Here is a 16,956-nt window from a genome sequence, read left to right on the forward strand (position 1 = left end):
GCCGATCGGTTACAGCCGCGACAGCCGCATCGGCGCCCCGTCGCGCGGGAACGGGATGGTGTTGAAGCCCCACGGCATCAGATAGTCGTCGGGAATGTGCCAGCGGTAGGCACGCACCATCGCCGCGATGACGACCTTCACCTCGAGGGTGCCGAAATGCATGCCGATGCATTTGTGCGCCCCCGCGCCGAACGGCATCCACGCCAGCCGGTGCGATTTGTCCTCGCGCCGGTCCTCGGCGAACCGTTCCGGATCGAAACGTGCCGGCTGCGACCACAATTCGGGGAGCAGGTGGTTGACCCCGTAGGCGACGTCGACGTGGGTGCCGGCCGGAATGTAGTGACCGGCCACCTCGGTGTCGCGCACGGCGCGGCGCACCAGGCCCGGAACCGGCGGCACCAGCCGCAGGCTCTCCTTGATCACCAGGTCCAGATCGCACAGGCGGTCCAGGTCGGCGATCGTCGGCGGCGCACCGTCGAGTTCGTCGAACAGCGTCTGCGCCTCGGCGCGCACTCGCTGCTGCCAGTCCGGGTGGCGGCCCAGGTAGTAGGCGACCGAGGTCGCGGTGGTGGTGGTCGTGTCGTGGGCGGCCATGATCAGGAAGATCATGTGGTTGACCACGTCGGCGTCGGAGAAGGTCGCCCCGTCCTCGGCGCGGGCGTGACACAGCGCGGAGAAGAAGTCCGCACCCTCTTCGCTGCGCTTCTGCGGCACCATCGCGGTGAAGTACTCCTCGAGCGTCTTGCGCCCGCGCAGGCCGGCGCGCCACGCACCGCCGGGCACCGGATAGCGCACCAGCGCCAGCGGCGCGTGGGTGCAATCGAGGAAGGCCTGCCCGAGCCGGTGGCGTTGCGGTCCGGCGTCGACCCCCATGAAGGTTCCGGTGGCGATCTCGAGAGTGAGATCTTTCACCGTCGGATACAGCCGCAGGGTGCGCGCACCGGCCGGGTTCCAGCGTTCGACCGCGGCCTGGACCACCGGGCTCAATTGCGCCAGATGCGATTCCAGCCGTTCGCGGGTGAACGCCTGCTGCATGATGCGCCGGTGGAACATGTGCTCGGAGAATTCCAGCAGCAGCAGTCCGCGGCGGAAGAACGAGCCGATCAGGAAGTCCCAGCCCTGCCCGAAATCGTTGCGGCGCTTGCCGAGTACCTCGTCGACGGCCTCCGGACCGGCGATCAGGACGCGGTCGACGCCGAAGGATTTGTTGTAGCTCACCGGGCCGTAGCGGCGGTATCGGTCGTACATCTCGGCCGGGCCCCAGCGCAGATACTGCAGCGAGCGGCCCAGTACCGGCAGTCCGGCGTCACCGCGCACGGCCGCCGCCGCACTGGCTCGCGGCGGTGTCGCCAGCACCTGCTCCCGGGCCGGTAATCGGTGCAGTAGCCGGTCGATCGGATGACTGTCCGGAATTTCGATGAAGCCGATGTTCTCCCGTTCGGCTTCGGAGGGACGCGGGTCGACGCTGACCATGACTGATGCCTCCCGAACACAGCAGCCGCGCCACGCCGCCCGGCCGCAAGAAAAGTACATCTCGTACATTAGAGGTAGGATCGCGCTGTGACAAGGGACACAGAAATTCGGCGTCCGGGTCGGCCGCCCGGGCCGCCCCGGGATCCGGACCGCCGGCGCGCGGAAATCCTCGACGCGGCCGAGCGGGTGGTGGCCGGCTCCGGAGCTCGGATGACGATCGCGCAGGTCGCCGCGGAGGCCGGATACGCGCGCACCGCGGTATACGCGGTGTTCCCGGATCTGTCGGCGCTGATCGACGCCCTTGCCGAGCGGCATATGAACGCCATCATCGCCGCCGCCGACGATCTGCTGGCCCAGCCGCTGCCCGCCCGGCAACTACTGCGCGCGGTGGTGACCCTGATCTGCGATTTCGTCGACGCCAACCCCAATCTGCACCACGTCATGATGCAGCGGCTGGAGCGCGGCGACGCCGAGCACCGGCCGTTCTTCACCCGCGTATCCGACTGGGCGACATCGATTTTCGACATCATCCTGCGCCGCCTCGACGCCGACCCGGCGCTGGCGCGGATCTGGGCGACCGCCACCGTCGGCGCCATTCTGATGTCGGCCGAGGCCTGGATGCAGCAGCCGACGCGCTCGCGCGCAGAATTCGTCGACCAGCTCGCGGCCTTTCTGTGGCCGACCGTGGAGAGCATCGGCGGCGACCGCCTCGTCGGGCCGCTGGCGGCCGCCGCGGAGCCGGTGCCGAAGTGATCGCATACCCGCCCTCCGGGGGCCGAAACGAGGGCTCGGGGTGCGGACGCGCCGACATTCGGTGCTCGTCGTGACTGCCTCCGGGCAGCCGACTACCGTTGAGCCTGTCGTAGACCGAACGTCCGGCGAGGAGCGCTGATGGGAACCGAAACTGTCGAGAACCGACGCCACCGCGTGGTGGTGATCGGATCCGGCTTCGGCGGCTTGTTCGCGTGCAAACATCTCGAGCACGACAACGTCGATGTCGTACTGATCTCCAAGACCTCCACGCACCTGTTCCAACCGCTGCTCTACCAGGTCGCCACCGGCATCCTGTCCACCGGCGAGATCGCTCCCGCCACCCGAATCGTGCTGCGCAAGCACCACAACACGCGGGTGATCCTGGGCGAGGTCCACGATATCGACCTGGTGAACAAGACCGTGACGTCGAAACTGCTCAACCAGGACACCGTCACCTCCTTCGACAGCCTGATCGTCGCGACCGGCGCTCAGCAGTCGTATTTCGGCAACGATCGGTTCGCCACCTACGCGCCGGGGATGAAGACCATCGACGACGCGCTGGAACTGCGCGCCCGCATCCTCGGCTCGTTCGAGGAGGCCGAACTGGCCAAGACCCAGGAGGAACGCGACCGGTTCCTGACGTTCGTCGTGGTCGGGGCAGGCCCCACCGGCGTCGAACTGGCCGGCCAGATCGCCGAACTCGCCGACCGCACTCTGGTCGGCACCTTCCGCAACATCGATCCGCGCGACGCCCGCGTACTGCTGGTCGAAGGCGCCGGCGCGGTGCTCGCGCCGATGGGCCCCAAGCTCGGCGGCAAGGCCCAGCGCCGCCTAGAGAAAATGGGCGTGGAGATCCAGCTCAACGCGATGGTCACCGATGTCGACGCTCGTGGTGTGACGGTCAAGGACAAGGACGGCACCGAGCGGCGCATCGAATCGGCGTGCAAGGTGTGGTCGGCCGGCGTGCAGGCCAGCGAACTGGGCAAGATGCTGGCCGAACGGTCCAAGGGCACCGAAACCGACCGGGCCGGGCGGGTCGTGGTCGAACCGGATCTGACGATCAAGGGCTATCCGAACGTCTTCGTCGTCGGCGACCTGATGGCGGTGCCCGGTGTGCCCGGTCAGGCGCAGGGCGCCATTCAGGGCGCCACCTACGCCGCCAAGCAGATCAAGGCCGAGGTCGCCGGGAAGCAGACCCCCGAGCAGCGCAAGCCGTTCAAGTACTTCAACAAGGGCAGTATGGCGACGGTCTCGCGGTTCAACGCCGTCTGCCAGATCGGCAAGCTGGAGTTCTCCGGCTTCTTCGCATGGCTCATCTGGCTGGTGCTGCACCTGTACTACCTGATCGGCTACCGGAGCCGGACCGTCACGGTGTTCCAGTGGTTCGTCGCCTTCCTCGGCCGCAACCGCGGGCAGATGGCGGCCACCGAACAGTGGGTCTTCGCCCGGCTCGCGCTCGAGGCCATGAACGGCAACGAGACCGACGCCCGGGAGGTGGAGGCCGAGGTCGGCAATACGACGCCTCCCGCCGCACCGGGCGAACCGCCGGCGAAGTCGGCGGCCCCGACTCCGGACGGCGAAAAAGCCTCGGGCACAAGCGGATCCGCCAGTCCGAGCGAGTCCACTGCCACGAGCGAGTCGACTGCTTCCGGCTCGTCGCAGCCGAAGGCGGGCTGACGACTCGGCCTGTTCACCACAGCACTACCGAGGGCCGCAAGCCGATGCGCTTGCGGCCCTTGTGTATTCACGCCAGCCGCAGAGCACGCTCGACTGCCCTGCCCGAGGGCCGAGCCCGACGTCGCCGCTCACCCCGCTGCGGCGGCTCGACGGCGAAGGTTCGCGGGGGTTTCGGACAGCCGCGCACCCGTCCATGTCGAGAGCGAACCCCCGGCGGCCAGCGGCAGCACCGCTGCGGCCATACCGATGGTCGAGGCGGCGCTGTCGTCGGGGTAGCGCAGCTCGCTGGACAGTGCGCGGGGGGACGACAGCAGGTCGTCGGCGGCGGTGCCGGCACCGAGTTCGAGGCGATGGCGCAGCAACGGCAGGGCAGACGTGTCGGCGACGAGGTCGCCACGCCAGCGGCCGTGATCCTCGCCGGTGCGGCCGATCTGCACGCGTTCGCGGAGGCGGATCCGGGCATCGGCGGCCAGCCGAACGGTGGTGACCGCACGATGGTCGGCTCCCCCGGCGACGACCGTCGGTTCCGGATCGAAGTCCAGTTCACCGCCCGCGCCGATGTCGAAGGTCCATGATGCCGTCGATATCGGAGTCGTGCGGCCGGGGAGCACGATCGTGGCGGCCACGGAGCGGACCGTCAGGCGTGCACCGGGCTCGACCACGATGTGGATGTCGAGTTCGTCCCCGCCGAGCGGCGTGGCCGCGGCACCGATCAGATGCACCGTATCCGGCCCGGTCGAGCGGACCGCCAGCGCGCCGGTGGCCGAGGTCTGCGGCCGGGCCCCGGCGCGGGCGACGATGCGAATCTCAGTGCGCAACAGCGCTTTCCCCAGCGGCATCGGTGGCCGCCGCCGCGCGCAGCTGATCGCGCACCCATGCGAGCACCGGTGTCGCGGCCGGATCCTCGGTCAGCGAACTGAAGACGAACGGGCGACCCGCGCGCACCGCCGCGGAATCGCGCCGCATCACCTCGAGATCGGCGCCGACCATCGGCGCCAGGTCGGTCTTGTTGATCACCAGCAGATCCGAAAACGTCACGCCCGGACCACCTTTGCGCGGCACCTTGTCGCCGCCGGCCACGTCGACGACGAAGATCTGCACATCGATCAGGCCCGCGGAGAAGGTGGCGGTGAGGTTGTCGCCGCCGGATTCGACCAGAATCAGATCCAGCGGCGGATTCGCCTCGATCAGATCGTCGATGGCGTCGAGGTTGGCGGTGATGTCGTCGCGAATCGCGGTGTGCGGACAACCACCGGTCTGCACCGCGCTGATGCGTTCGTCGGGCAGAACCGCGTGCCGGCGCAGGAAGTCGGCGTCCTCGGTGGTGTAGATGTCGTTGGTCAGCACCGCCAGCGACAGTTCCGCGCGCAACTGCCGGCACAGCGCCGCGACCAGCGCCGTCTTCCCGGATCCGACCGGCCCGCCGATCCCGATGCGCACCGGCTCCCCCGGCGTCCGCACCCGCCTGGGGCGGTCATGAGCATGATCGTGCGGTTCGCCATCGATCAGATGCGGCGGCATGAGCTCTCCTTCGGGCCTCGATTCTCGACGATCATCGTGGCCGATTCATGTGAACCCGGTGTTACTGCGCCCGACATGCTCACGGGTGCGCCGACATCCCGGCCACACCCACGGCGACGCCCCCGGCCTAGCTCCGCAACTCGGCCGACTCGTCGGCACCGGCGGGCTGTATGGACCGCAGCGCCGCCATCCATATCACGGTGAGCTCGTCGACGAGTTCCTCACCGGTCAGCACCAGCCGCTCGGACAGCACCGCCTCTATCACGTCGAACGCGCCGCCGAGCAGGAACAGGGCCAGTGCGTGCGTGGACGGTTGTGACGACCTCGGCAGTGGCAGGGTATCGGTGATGATCTGGGCGAATTCGACCAGCAGCGTATGTCGTCGATCGCGCAGCGGGCCGTGTCCGGCCGCGCAGATCAGGATCGCGGTGGCCTTGCGCCGATCCTCGGCCACGACACCGTAACCGGCGGCGATCGCGCCCCGCACCCGTTGTTCGATGCTCTCCCCCGCTGCCACGGCCGCCACGCCGCGCGCCACGATCTCCTCCGCGACCGTGTCCACGACCGCGCACAGCAGCGCATCGAGATCGGTGAAGCTTTCGTAGAAGTAGCGCGGGGTCAATTGGGCACGGCTGCATACGGATCGGACGCTGATCCCGGCCAGCCCATCCTCGTGCAGGCAGTCCAAGCCGGTCTCGATCAGCACTTGACGCCGCTGTTCACGCCGGACATGCCCGGGAACGCCCCGGTAGGTACCTGCCACAATCGCCTCCACATATTGACAACGACAACGACCGTTATCAGACTACCCGGTGACACGGGCCACAACACACCTGGGAGACGACGATGACTCTGCTGATGCACGACCGCGCCGGCGTGCCCGGCATGCCGGGCGATTCCGGACTGCCGCTGATCGGATACACCTTGCAGCTGGCACAGGGCACGATCCTGACCGGCGAAAGCCGCTACCGGCGGCACGGTCCGGTGTCGTGGTCGCGCGCCCTCGGCATGACATCGGTGCAGGCGATGGGCCCCGACGCCTGCGGCGAGGTGCTGCGAAACCGGGACCAGGCGTATGCGAACGGTCCCGGCTGGTCGACGTTGATCGGCCCGTTCTTCCACGGCGGTCTGATGCTCATGGATTTCGACGAGCATCATCGCCACCGCCGCATCATGCAGTCGGCGTTCACACCCCAGCGCCTGGCGGGCTATCTCGGTCCGATGAACGAGACCATCGCGGCGGGCCTGCGGCGCTGGCCCAGCTCCGGCACCCTGCGCTTCCATCCGCTGATCAAGCAGCTCACCCTCGACGTTGCGACCCGCACGTTCACGGGGACGCCGCTGGGTCCCGAGACCGACCGGGTCAATACCGCGTTCACCGATACCGTCGCCGCCACCACCGCGGCGCTCCGGCTTCCCGTGCCCGGAACACGCTGGTCACGAGGATTGAGCGGGCGGCGGGTGCTGGAGCGGTATCTGGCCCCGAGGCTGGCGGACAAACGCGCCGGCGACGGTAGCGATCTGTTCAGCGCGTTGTGTCATGCGGTCGGCCCGGACGGGGAGCGGTTCACCGACAGCGAGATCGTCGACCACATGGTCTTCCTGCTGATGGCCGCGCACGACACCGCGACGGCGACAATGACCACGATGGCCTACTACCTGGCTCGCCATCCGGAGTGGCAGGAGCGGTGCCGGGAGGAGTCGCGCGCCCTCGGGGTGGACGCGATCGACTACGCGGATCTGGACCGGCTGGAATCCCTCGACCTGGTGATGAAGGAGGCGATGCGCATCGTCACCCCCGTACCCACCGTGATCCGCAAGACCGTGCGGGAGACCGAATTGCTGGGCTACCGCATTCCCGCCGACACCCTGGTCGGAGTCATGCTCTGGCATCTGCACCACATGCCGGAACTGTGGCCCGAGCCCGACCGGTTCGATCCGGAGCGGTTCGCCGAACCGCGGCGCGAAGACAAATCACATCGCTACGCCTATCTGCCGTTCGGGCACGGAGTGCACAAATGCATCGGCATGTACTTCGGCGGGATGGAGGTCAAGGCAGCGATGCATCAACTGCTGCTCCGGCAACGATGGAGCGTCGATCCGGACTACCGCATGCCCGTACTGCTGCGTCCGCTGCCGAAACCCGGTGACGGCCTGCCCATCCGGGTGTCTCCCGCCTGATCGTCTTCGGCGGGCCGGTCGCGGCCACCGCGTGGGCTAGGACGCGAACAGCGGCATCTCGCGGTCGAGGTGGCGCTGAGCGAGCACGTCGCCGAGCGGGTCGGAGAGGGCGGCCGGGCCGATCGTGGCCGCCTGCGCGGTCTCGTCGCACAGTGCGGCCAGCTCCAGCGTGATCGCCGCGACGGCCGCCGGATCGAGTGCGAGCAGCCGTTGCGCCGCGGTGGCGGCTCCGGTCATCGTCGTATAGACCACGACCCCGGCGATCTCCACCGGTCGCACCGCCGCGGCCTGCCCCACCACGCCGAAGACCGTCGACAGATGCGGCCGCGCGCCCGAGCTCGACCAATCATGGTGCGGCCATACCTGTTTCGCGAGCCGAAGCAGTCCGCGCCCCTGCGCCCGCGAGGCCGTGCGCGCCGCCGGCGCCGGGGTGCGGGCGTCGGCTTCCGCCTCGGCCGCCGAGGGAGTCAGGGTTCCCGCACAGACGGCCGCCGACAGCGAGGCCGAGACCAGGCCCGTCGTGCGGATCCGCCGGCGCAGATAGGCCGCCACCGTGTCGAGGTCGCGCACGAGCCCGGAGGCGACCGCCTCCTCGACACCGCCGGAATGCACATGCCCGCCGATGGGCAGCCGCGAATCGGCGAGCGACATCACCATCGCGAGACTCATGGGCATCTCCTGCGGCCGGGCACGATCTCCGATCCTAGAACCGCGCGGTCAGCCGGCCGCCGCGAAGTCCGCGGCGGCGCTCACCGCGGCCCACTTCTCGGTTTCGTCGGCCCGGGCCTGCCCGGCCGCCCGCGCCGCGGCCAAGGCGTCGCTGCCCAGCAGCAGGCGGCGAGGTGGCTCCTCGGAATCGGCCACCTCGACGATGACGCGGGCGGCGCGCGCGGGGTCGCCCGGCTGGGATCCGTCGTTGTCGCGGCGGAAGCGGTGGACGGCGCCCACCGTCGCCTCGTAGTCGGCACCCACCGGATGGATGGTCATCGAGGCTCCCTGCCAGTCGGTGCGGAAGGCGCCCGGCTCGACGATCACGACCCGCACCCCGAACGGGGCGACCTCGCTCGCGAGCACTTCGGAGAATCCCTCGACCGCGAATTTCGCCGTCTGATACGCACCCAGCCCGGGCGAACCACCGACTCGGCCGCCGATCGAGGAGATCTGGACGAAGGTTCCCGACCGCTGGGTCCGCAGCACCGGTAGCGCCGCGCGGGTGACGTGCACGACGCCGAACAGGTTGGTCTCGACCTGCGCCCGGAAATCGTCGGCGGCCATCTCCTCGATCGGTGCGCTGTCGGCGTATCCGGCGTTGTTGACCACGACGTCGAGCGAACCGAAGGTCTCCACGGCCGCGCGTACGGCCGCCTCCGCCGCCTCCGGGTCGGTGACGTCCAGCGGCACCGGCAGGATGTGCGAGCCGTAGCGCAGCACCACATCGTCGAGCTGTTCGGGGCGTCGCGCACCGGCGACGACCCGGTGCCCGGCGGCCAGGGCGGCCTCGGTCAGCTCCCGTCCCAGGCCCCGCGACGCACCGGTGATCAGCCATGTTCCGGCCATAGTCGTTCCTCCGTCCCTCGTCCGGTCGCCCTCGAAGCGACCCGACTTTCTTCAACTGCTACATCAATGTAGCACTTACTTCTGTTTCGGCTACTGCATTGAAGCGATTATTCTGTTATCTGCTGCTCGCATGGGTACATTGAAGCCGTGAGAGCTGACGCCGCCCGCAATATCGAACTGGTGCTGACCACCGGAGCCCGGCTGCTCGCCGACGATCCGTCGGCGAGCCTGTCGGCCATCGCCGCTGCCGCCGGCGTCGACAGGCGCACCGTCTACCGCCGCTTCGCCTCCCGCGACGACCTCCTCGCGGCCGTCTATCAGGCTCGATACGACGCGGTCGAGGAAGCCATCGCGAGCGCCCGGCTCCGGGAGGCGCCGGTGGCGGTCGCCCTGCACCGGTACGTCGAGGCGATCATCGGCGTCAACCGCCGCTGGCCGGTACAGACGGCGAGACTGGTGGCCGACGAGACCATTCGCGGTCGGCGCGAACCGCTGATCGCCGAGGTCGACGTCTTTCTGCGCCGAGCCACCGACGAAGGCCTGCTCCGGCCCGGCCTCCCCGCGGGCTGGGTGTCGACGCTGCTGGCACAGCTGATGGTCGACGCCGCCAAGAACCTCCCCCAGTTCGATCCCGCTCGCGCGGCCGACATCGTGGTCGACACACTCCTGCACGGCGTGGGCTCCGGACCGGACAGTTCCGCGCGTGCTTGACCTCAACATTGGTCGAGGTTGCAGGCTGGGCTCATGAAAGCGATACGCCTGCACGAATTCGGCCCGGCCGAGAACCTGCGCTATGAGACCGTCCCCGATCCGCGGCCGGCGGCCGGGCAGGTTCGAATCGTCGTGGCCGCGGCGGGAATTCACCTGGTCGACACGCATCTGCGCCGGGGCCTGCCGGGCCCGTACCCGGTGCCGCCGTTGCCGACGATCCCCGGCCGGGAGGTCGCGGGCGTCGTCGATTCGGTGGGCTCAGGTGTCGACGCGGATCTGCTGGGCACTCGGGTCGTCACCCACCTGGGCGCGGCGCCGGGCGGTTATGCCGAACTGGCGGTCGCGGATGCCCAACGGCTGCACCGGATTCCGGACGCACTGGATCCGGGCGCGGCGGTGGCGATGATCGGCACGGGGCGAACCACCCTGGGTATTCTGGGATTCGCCGAGCTCGAGCCGGGACAGCTCGCGGTGGTGCCGGCCGCGGCGGGCGGGATCGGCACGCTGCTCGTGCAATATCTGCGCGGCGCCGGGCTCACCGTCGTCGGACTGGCCGGTGGTCCGGCCAAGGTCGCCACGGTGGCGGCCAACGGCGCCGAGCTCGCCCTCGACTACACCGACCCGAGCTGGCCCGACGCGGTGCGCGCACGCTTCGGCGAACGGCCCGCGCACTGGATCTTCGACGGCGTCGGCGGCGCAGCGGGCCGCGCGGCGGTCGAACTGCTCGCGCCCGGCGGCGCCCATCTCGTCTTCGGCTGGAGCGATAGCGCGCTGGAATTCGACCCCGATGAACTCGCCGCCCGCGGTATCACCTCACGGTCGGTTCTGGGCCCGGACATGCTCGCACGCGGCGGCGGAATCGCGGCCCTGGAGACGCGCGCGCTGGCCGCGGCCGGATCCGGGCGGCTGCGCCCGGCGGTGCACCGTTTCGCCCTCGGCGACGCCGCGGCCGCACACCGGGCCCTCGAGGACCGCGCGACCGGCGGCAAGGTCGTCCTCGAGCCGTGAGCAGTTGATAGCTGATCGATTGCTGACGTAACCGATTCGTAGCCCCTCACCTCGGTCGCGGACCCTACGCTGGAATCGCGTCTCGTTCTCACGGCCCGCGACCGAGGCCGGCGGGCGCACGCGGAGGAGGTTCGTCCATGCCTGTGTGCACAACGCGTGACGAGGTCGACATCTACTACAAGGACTGGGGTTCGGGCCGCCCCGTGGTCTTCATCCACGGCTGGCCGCTCAACGCCGACGCCTGGGACGATCAGTTGAAACACGTGGCGGACAACGGCTTTCGCGGTATCGCACACGACCGCCGCGGTCACGGACGCTCGGCACAGCCGTGGGGCGGATACGACTTCGACACCTTCGCCGACGATCTGAACGATCTGCTCACCCGGCTCGACCTGCGCGATGTCACGCTGGTGGCGCATTCCATGGGCGGTGGCGAACTGGCTCGCTACATCGGCCGCCACGGCACCGGGCGGGTGCGCTCTGCGGTGTTGCTGTCGGCTATCCCGCCGCTGATGGTGCGCACCGAGGGCAACCCGGAAGGCGTGCCCGACGAGGTGTTCGATCAGATCAAGAAGGGCATTCTGACCGAACGCTCGCAGTTCTGGCGCGACACCTCCGAGGGCTTCTTCGGCGCCAACCGGCCGGGCACCAAGGCCACCCAGGGCAATCGCGACGCGTTCTGGTTCATGGCGATGCACGAGTCGATCGAGGCCGGGGTGCGCTGTGTCGACGCCTTCGGATACACCGACTTCACCGCCGACCTGGAGAAGTTCGACGTGCCGACACTCATCGTGCACGGCGACGACGATCAGATCGTGCCGATCGACGCGACGGCCCGCAAGGCGGCGAAGATCATCCCGAACGCCACGCTCACCGTCTACGAGGGCGGTTCGCACGGTATCGCGCTGGTCCCCGGCGACAAGGAACGTTTCAACGCCGATCTGCTGGCGTTCCTGCAGAGCTGACGCAATCCCGAGTGCTCGCGCAACTCCGGTTGTCGCGCAAGGCCATCGGCCACTGTCCACGCACGCGGTTCAGGTGAATCGGATGCTGCGGGCCATCAGCCGCTGCATCGGGCCGCGGGTCAGATCCGTCCACGCCTGCAGGGGACCGCTCCACCACGGTGAGATCTCCACCGGTTTCGCGACGACGGCATGACACACCAGATCGGCGGCCTCCTCGGCGGTCAGTCCCGGCATGGAACCGAAATCGGTGGGCGCGCTCATGCGGGTGTGCACCAGCGGCATGTAGATCGAGGTGGTGGTGACGCCGTCGGCCGCCACCTCGGTCGCCACCGTGCGCAACCACTGGTCGAACGCCGCCTTCGACGCACCGTAGGCGGCCCATCGCGGCGCCGGCGGCATGCGCAGGCCCCAGGTGGAGATGTTGACGATATGTCCGCGACCGCGCTCCCGCATCGCCGGGAGCAGGGCCAGCAGCAATCGCACGGGGCCGAGGTAGTTGATATCGATGGTCCGGGTGAAATCGTGAAAGCGATCGTAGGACTCGTCGATCGAGCGGCGAATCGATCGGCCCGCGTTGTTGATCACCACATCCACCCGCCCGTGCGTGGCGAGGATGTCGCGGGCCAATTCGTCCACCGCCTCCATATCGGTCAGGTCGGTGCTGTACGTGTGCGCGATGCCGCCGGCCGCGGTGATGTCGTCGGCCGCGGCGTCGAGTTCCGCCGCCGAGCGCGCGACCATGACCACGACGGCTCCGGCGGCGGCGAATTTGGCGGCGGTGACCTTTCCGATGCCGTGCGAGGCGCCGGTCACGAGCACGACCCGGCCCGAGACGGCCTCGCGCAGCGCCGCGTCCTGGGGCCGCGACGTGGGATACAACAAGCGCGTCGCGACTCGTTCGGCCAGCGGGCGGCCCGGTGAAGCGGTATCTGTCACAGCCGAAACTGTATTGGGCCGCCCCCACCGGCGGGCCGGAATCGTCACCGCCGACCGGGAACCGGTCAGCGCGTTCCCGCCGCCGCGGACGCGGCATCCACCGCGGTCGCGCGCCGACGCCGGCGACCCGAGGTCGCCGCAGCCGCCACCGCCATCATGATCAGCAGTGCCGCACCGACCACCAGCGCGGTGTGCATGCCGGTGACGAACGAGCTCTGCGCGGCATGGACCATGGCCGCATCGCCGCGATGGAGCACGAGCGTCTCGCCGAGCGTGTCGGCGAAATCCCCACCGGACCGGAACACCAGCGCCGCCAGCGAACCCAGCAGCGACAACCCCAGTGCGTTACCCAGTTCGAAACTCGTCTCGGAGATTCCGACCGCCGATCCCGCGCGCTCGGCCGGAACCGAGGAGACCGCGACCTCCGACACCAGGGTGAACACGATGCCGTAGCCGAGGCCCGCGATCGTGGAACCCGCGATGTACCAGCCGATTCCGCCGTCGACGCCGATACCGAGCAGCAGATTGCCGACCGCGGCGGCGCTCAGCGCCAGCACGAACGATCCGCGGGTGCCGAGCCGGCGCGCCACCCGGGCGCCACCCATCGAGCAGATGAACACCGCGATCGCCGCCGGAATACCCAGCAGTGCCGCGCCCAGGACGTCGCGCCCGGCCACCGACTGCAGATACATGCTGGTCAGATAGCTCATGCCGGCCAGCGACATCATGCCCACGGTGGACGACCCGATCGCCACCCGGAACAGGCCGCGCCGGAACAGGCTCAGATCCAGCAGCGGTTCGGCCAGGGTGCGCTGGCGCCGCACGAATGCCACCAGCACCGCGACACCGGCGAGGCCGAGCACCACCGAGATCGCGTCGACGCCCTCGGCAGCGGCCCGTTTCACCGCGTACACCAGCGGCAGGATGCCGCCGATGGACATGAGCACGCTCACCGGATCCAGCGGTCCGCGCCCGGCGGAGCGGTGTTCGGGCAGCAGCAGCGGTCCCAGCGCCAGCAGCACCAGCAACACCGGCGTGTTGATCAGGAAGATCGAGCCCCACCAGAACTTGTGCAGCAGCAAGCCGCCGATCACCGGCCCCACCGCGGAACCACCCGCGAAGAACGCCGTCCAGACGCCGATGGCGGTGCCGCGGGCCCGGGCGTCGGGGAACAGACTCGAGATCAGCGCCAGGCTCGACGGCAGCAGCGTCGCGCCGCCGACACCCATCAGCGCGCGCGCCGCGATCAGCACGCCGGCGCTGGGCGCGAAGGCCGCCAGCAGGGAGGCGATGCCGAAAACCGTTGCGCCGGCGAGCAATATGTTGCGCCGCCCGATGCGGTCACCGAGATTGCCCATGGTGATCAGCAGTCCGGCGATCATGAATCCGTAGATGTCGAGAATCCACAGCTGCTGTTCGGCCGAGGGGTCCAGATGCTCGGTCAGCGTCGGCATCGCCAGATACAGCACCGACATATCCATCGACACCAGCAGCACCGGCAGGATCAACACCGCCAGACCCAACCACGCCCGCCGGGGGGTTGCGCTCGGCGCGGTATGGGCCGCCGCCGAGGTCTCAATGCCGACCATCACCTATCCTTCATCTCGTGCGTACGTCGTACGCGACCGGGGTACAGCGTACGCATCCGGCCGCAGAAAGGAAAGCGAGTTTCGATGCCGAAACCTTCCCACCCACCCTCACCTGCGACGTCAGGCTCTCCGAGCCGGTCGCAGCCCGAGCGGCTGACGCGAGCGGCGATCGTCGACACCGCCATCGCGCTGGCGGACGCGGACGGCATCGACGGATTGTCCATGCGCCGCATCGCCGAGCGGATGGGCGTGGGCGCGATGTCGCTGTATCGGCACGTACCGAACAAGGACGCACTGCTGGCCGATATGACCGACGAGGTCGCGCGGCGCTATCCGTATCCGGCGCCGGAAGCGGACTGGACCTGGCGCGACCGGGTGCGCGCGGCCGCCGATATCGACTGGCAGCTCTACCGGCTGCATCCGTGGGTGCTGTTCACCTTCGCGGTGCCGCGCTACAACTTCGGCCCGCACAGCCTGGCGTGCCTGGGCTGGCTGACCGAAGGCTTCCTCGAGCTGACCGATGATCGCCGCGAGGCCACCGCGATGGCGCTCGAGGTCTGGAGTTACATCGCCGGCATCGCCCTCCAGCAGGTCAGCGCCACCATCCTGGCCGCCCGCGAGGACGAGCACGACGAATCCTCCGGGCTGACAGCACTTCTGGAGGGCACCCCGCGCTGGCCGAGCCCGCCCGCGCTGGCGCCCCTCGAAGGCACCGGACTCGGCGATCTGCTCGATCCGGTGCGGCAATTGCATTCGGGCCTGGCGGCGCTGTGCGACGGTTTCGCCGCACGCCACGGCTGATCGGCGGTCAGTAGTACGAACGGCCCTGCGCACCACCGGAGACCGACCACACCTCCACGATCAACCCCTCCTCGACGCGCAGGATATCGGTGCCGCTCACCGCGATCTCACCGTCCGCCACCGGACGACGCGAACCGTAGGGCCGCGCCACGACCCCGGTACGGCGGTCGTCGATCTCGACGACCGCCTCGCCCTGGGTTTCGAATCGCTGCCCGGGCGCGGCCGCGCGGAAGGCCGCGATCTGCCGCGCGAACGTCTCCGGGTCGTGAATGCTGTCGTAGGCCTCGGCGCCCGGCTGGGCGTACCGAAGTGTGAAGTGCGGGGCCATGATTCGGTTCGCGAGTTCCAGCTCCCCGTTCCACATCGCCGTCCATCGGTCGAACAGTTCGATGCCGTATGCGCGCATGTCCACTCCAATAGTCTCATTGATACGGTATGACGGATATGAAGCTATAGTCTCAGTGAGACCGTGTCAAATGCCGCGCCGAATCGAGACGTGCCGAACCGAAAGCTGACGACCATGCAGGATCTGGGAGCGCAGGACCATATCGTGCTCGGGCTCATCGCCCGGCACGGACCGCTCACCCCCTACGAACTCAAAGCGCGCATGGAGGAGAGCGTCGACTACTTCTGGCCGGTGCCGCATGCGCAGCTCTACCGCATTCCGGCCCGGCTGGCCGAGCGCGGCCTGCTGCACGAGGACGCCGAGGAGACCGGCCGCCGGCGCCGGGTATTCCAGCTCACCGACGCCGGACGCGACGCATTACGCGCGTGGCTGGCCGACCCGCAGTGCGCGCCGCCGGAGACGCGCGATCCGGCGCAGGTGAAATTGTTCTTCGCCGACCTCGGCGCACCCGAGGACGTGGTCGCCCTCGCCCGCCGCCAGGCAGCCGAGCACCGCCGCTGGCTCGACCGCTACCGCGCCATGCACGCCGAGATCGATCCGGACGATACCGCGCGCGTCCAATCCCGTTCCCGCATCTTGGAACTGGGGATCGGCCACGAACAGGCGTACGTGGACTTCTGGACCGAACTCGCCGACCACCCCGACCGGATCGGGCACGGCGATTCGGCACCGGTCAACCGGTGACCACGGCGTAGGCGAATCCGTCCCAGCCTTTGCTGCCTACGGTCTGCAAGACGGTGGCCTCGAGCCGCGGCTCGTCGGCGAGCAGCCGCAGCGCTTCCCGGGCCCCGCGGACCGCGGGATCGCCGGGGTCGCCGTCGGCCAGGGCGCCGCGGCGCACGACATTGTCGACGATGATCACCGAACCGGGGTGGGTCAGCCGCAACGCCCACTGCACATAGTTGGCGTTGTTGACCTTGTCGGCGTCGATGAAGACCAGGTCGAAGGGCTCGCCGTGGTCCTCGGCGACTCCGGGCAGGGTGTCCAGCGCGGCGCCGACCCGGATCTCCACCCGTTCCCCCACCCCCTTGCGATCGAGGTTGGCGCGGGCCACCTCGGCGTGGTGCGGATCGTATTCCAGCGTCACGACGCGCCCCTGAGGGCCCACCGCACGCGCGAGCCACAGCGTGGAGAACCCGCCGAGCGTCCCGATCTCCAGCACACGCCGCGCCCCGGCCGACAGCGCGAGCAGATACAGGAATTTGCCCTGCGCCGGCGAGACGTCGATAGGCGGCAGGCCCGCCTCGGAATTCGCCTGCACCACATCGGAATCGGCGTCACCGATCAACGTGTCCACGACGTAGCGGTCGACCTCGCCCCATGCGGCATTCGTCATATCGGCCAGTGTGCCACCGCGACCGCACCGGCGCAGCGCCGC

General features: G+C 69.2%; 18 protein-coding genes. 8 read left to right on the forward strand and 10 right to left on the reverse strand.

Annotated elements, in window-relative coordinates; all coding sequences use genetic code 11:
- Positions 1-9 precede the first annotated feature (9 nt).
- Positions 10-1,473, reverse strand: a complete 1,464-nt coding sequence (locus IG65_RS0126485; protein ID WP_030517670.1) for a cytochrome P450 — start codon at positions 1,471-1,473, stop codon at positions 10-12.
- Positions 1,474-1,560: 87 nt separating this feature from the next.
- On the opposite strand from IG65_RS0126485, the gene IG65_RS36115 reads away from it, so the two are divergent.
- Both IG65_RS36115 and IG65_RS0126495 read left to right on the forward strand, forming a co-directional pair.
- Positions 1,561-2,226: a TetR/AcrR family transcriptional regulator gene (locus IG65_RS36115; protein ID WP_156055770.1), complete on the forward strand. Its 666-nt coding sequence runs from the start codon at positions 1,561-1,563 to the stop codon at positions 2,224-2,226.
- 138 nt (positions 2,227-2,364) lie between these two features.
- Positions 2,365-3,903 carry an NAD(P)/FAD-dependent oxidoreductase gene (locus IG65_RS0126495; RefSeq protein ID WP_081879774.1) on the forward strand — a complete coding sequence of 513 codons (1,539 nt, stop codon included), beginning with the start codon at positions 2,365-2,367 and terminating at the stop codon, positions 3,901-3,903.
- A 128-nt stretch (positions 3,904-4,031) separates the two neighbouring features.
- Here IG65_RS0126495 and IG65_RS0126500 read toward each other — a convergent pair whose 3' ends face one another.
- From IG65_RS0126500 to IG65_RS0126510, 3 genes are all read right to left on the reverse strand, one after another.
- On the reverse strand, positions 4,032-4,721 hold the full coding sequence (locus tag IG65_RS0126500) for an urease accessory protein UreD (RefSeq protein WP_036525766.1): 690 nt from the start codon (positions 4,719-4,721) through the stop codon (positions 4,032-4,034).
- Entirely contained in the window at positions 4,711-5,424 is a 714-nt protein-coding gene (gene ureG / locus IG65_RS0126505) for an urease accessory protein UreG (protein ID WP_030517674.1), read from the reverse strand. Before ureG ends, IG65_RS0126500 begins: the two co-directional genes overlap by 11 nt.
- Before the next feature lie 127 nt (positions 5,425-5,551).
- A complete protein-coding gene (locus IG65_RS0126510) occupies positions 5,552-6,187 on the reverse strand; it encodes a TetR/AcrR family transcriptional regulator (RefSeq protein WP_156055771.1) in 636 nt (211 codons plus the stop codon).
- Positions 6,188-6,270: 83 nt separating this feature from the next.
- Here IG65_RS0126510 and IG65_RS0126515 point away from each other — a divergent pair, with 83 nt between their 5' ends.
- Complete coding sequence (locus IG65_RS0126515; RefSeq protein ID WP_030517676.1) at positions 6,271-7,605, forward strand: cytochrome P450; 1,335 nt, start codon at positions 6,271-6,273, stop codon at positions 7,603-7,605.
- A 36-nt stretch (positions 7,606-7,641) separates the two neighbouring features.
- On the opposite strand, the gene IG65_RS0126520 is transcribed toward IG65_RS0126515, so the two are convergent.
- A complete protein-coding gene (locus IG65_RS0126520) occupies positions 7,642-8,274 on the reverse strand; it encodes an urease accessory protein UreF (RefSeq protein ID WP_030517677.1) in 633 nt (210 codons plus the stop codon).
- Positions 8,275-8,322: 48 nt separating this feature from the next.
- Positions 8,323-9,162 carry an oxidoreductase gene (locus tag IG65_RS0126525; RefSeq protein WP_030517678.1) on the reverse strand — a complete coding sequence of 280 codons (840 nt, stop codon included), beginning with the start codon at positions 9,160-9,162 and terminating at the stop codon, positions 8,323-8,325.
- 147 nt (positions 9,163-9,309) lie between these two features.
- Here IG65_RS0126525 and IG65_RS0126530 point away from each other — a divergent pair, with 147 nt between their 5' ends.
- From IG65_RS0126530 to IG65_RS0126540, 3 genes are all read left to right on the forward strand, one after another.
- Positions 9,310-9,873: a TetR/AcrR family transcriptional regulator gene (locus IG65_RS0126530; protein ID WP_197039926.1), complete on the forward strand. Its 564-nt coding sequence runs from the start codon at positions 9,310-9,312 to the stop codon at positions 9,871-9,873.
- A 33-nt stretch (positions 9,874-9,906) separates the two neighbouring features.
- The gene (locus IG65_RS0126535) at positions 9,907-10,881 is read left to right on the forward strand and encodes a zinc-binding dehydrogenase (RefSeq protein ID WP_030517680.1); all 975 of its coding nucleotides are present in this window, start codon (positions 9,907-9,909) and stop codon (positions 10,879-10,881) included.
- 137 nt (positions 10,882-11,018) lie between these two features.
- On the forward strand, positions 11,019-11,846 hold the full coding sequence (locus IG65_RS0126540) for an alpha/beta fold hydrolase (protein WP_030517681.1): 828 nt from the start codon (positions 11,019-11,021) through the stop codon (positions 11,844-11,846).
- A 69-nt stretch (positions 11,847-11,915) separates the two neighbouring features.
- Here IG65_RS0126540 and IG65_RS0126545 read toward each other — a convergent pair whose 3' ends face one another.
- Both IG65_RS0126545 and IG65_RS0126550 read right to left on the reverse strand, forming a co-directional pair.
- On the reverse strand, positions 11,916-12,782 hold the full coding sequence (locus IG65_RS0126545) for an SDR family NAD(P)-dependent oxidoreductase (RefSeq protein WP_231509437.1): 867 nt from the start codon (positions 12,780-12,782) through the stop codon (positions 11,916-11,918).
- A 65-nt stretch (positions 12,783-12,847) separates the two neighbouring features.
- Positions 12,848-14,371: an MFS transporter gene (locus tag IG65_RS0126550; protein WP_051756914.1), complete on the reverse strand. Its 1,524-nt coding sequence runs from the start codon at positions 14,369-14,371 to the stop codon at positions 12,848-12,850.
- Between the two features lie 84 nt (positions 14,372-14,455).
- Between IG65_RS0126550 and IG65_RS0126555 the strand changes: the two genes are divergently transcribed.
- Entirely contained in the window at positions 14,456-15,172 is a 717-nt protein-coding gene (locus IG65_RS0126555) for a TetR/AcrR family transcriptional regulator (protein ID WP_051756916.1), read from the forward strand.
- Positions 15,173-15,179: 7 nt separating this feature from the next.
- On the opposite strand, the gene IG65_RS0126560 is transcribed toward IG65_RS0126555, so the two are convergent.
- Complete coding sequence (locus tag IG65_RS0126560; RefSeq protein WP_231509442.1) at positions 15,180-15,578, reverse strand: nuclear transport factor 2 family protein; 399 nt, start codon at positions 15,576-15,578, stop codon at positions 15,180-15,182.
- A 114-nt stretch (positions 15,579-15,692) separates the two neighbouring features.
- Here IG65_RS0126560 and IG65_RS0126565 point away from each other — a divergent pair, with 114 nt between their 5' ends.
- On the forward strand, positions 15,693-16,262 hold the full coding sequence (locus IG65_RS0126565) for a PadR family transcriptional regulator (protein WP_036525796.1): 570 nt from the start codon (positions 15,693-15,695) through the stop codon (positions 16,260-16,262).
- Here the strand turns inward: IG65_RS0126565 and IG65_RS0126570 are convergent.
- Positions 16,252-16,914 (reverse strand): O-methyltransferase, encoded by a 663-nt coding sequence (locus IG65_RS0126570; RefSeq protein ID WP_030517687.1) that lies wholly within the window; start codon positions 16,912-16,914, stop codon positions 16,252-16,254. The two genes, IG65_RS0126565 and IG65_RS0126570, sit on opposite strands and share 11 nt — an antisense overlap.
- Between the last annotated feature and the right edge of the window lie 42 nt (positions 16,915-16,956).

It is taken from the genome of Nocardia sp. NRRL WC-3656, assembly GCF_000720265.1.
Lineage (GTDB): Bacteria > Actinomycetota > Actinomycetes > Mycobacteriales > Mycobacteriaceae > Nocardia > Nocardia nova.

Coding starts and splice junctions, on each gene's coding strand:
- IG65_RS0126520 (WP_030517677.1), bottom strand. CDS start 8,274: ATGAGTCTCGCGATGGTGATGTCGCTCGCCGATTCGCGGCTGCCCATC.
- IG65_RS0126495 (WP_081879774.1), top strand. CDS start 2,365: ATGGGAACCGAAACTGTCGAGAACCGACGCCACCGCGTGGTGGTGATC.
- IG65_RS0126525 (WP_030517678.1), bottom strand. CDS start 9,162: ATGGCCGGAACATGGCTGATCACCGGTGCGTCGCGGGGCCTGGGACGG.
- IG65_RS0126555 (WP_051756916.1), top strand. CDS start 14,456: ATGCCGAAACCTTCCCACCCACCCTCACCTGCGACGTCAGGCTCTCCG.
- IG65_RS0126570 (WP_030517687.1), bottom strand. CDS start 16,914: ATGACGAATGCCGCATGGGGCGAGGTCGACCGCTACGTCGTGGACACG.
- IG65_RS0126550 (WP_051756914.1), bottom strand. CDS start 14,371: ATGGTCGGCATTGAGACCTCGGCGGCGGCCCATACCGCGCCGAGCGCA.
- ureG (WP_030517674.1), bottom strand. CDS start 5,424: ATGCCGCCGCATCTGATCGATGGCGAACCGCACGATCATGCTCATGAC.
- IG65_RS0126535 (WP_030517680.1), top strand. CDS start 9,907: ATGAAAGCGATACGCCTGCACGAATTCGGCCCGGCCGAGAACCTGCGC.
- IG65_RS0126485 (WP_030517670.1), bottom strand. CDS start 1,473: ATGGTCAGCGTCGACCCGCGTCCCTCCGAAGCCGAACGGGAGAACATC.
- IG65_RS0126560 (WP_231509442.1), bottom strand. CDS start 15,578: ATGCGCGCATACGGCATCGAACTGTTCGACCGATGGACGGCGATGTGG.
- IG65_RS0126540 (WP_030517681.1), top strand. CDS start 11,019: ATGCCTGTGTGCACAACGCGTGACGAGGTCGACATCTACTACAAGGAC.
- IG65_RS0126515 (WP_030517676.1), top strand. CDS start 6,271: ATGACTCTGCTGATGCACGACCGCGCCGGCGTGCCCGGCATGCCGGGC.
- IG65_RS0126565 (WP_036525796.1), top strand. CDS start 15,693: ATGCAGGATCTGGGAGCGCAGGACCATATCGTGCTCGGGCTCATCGCC.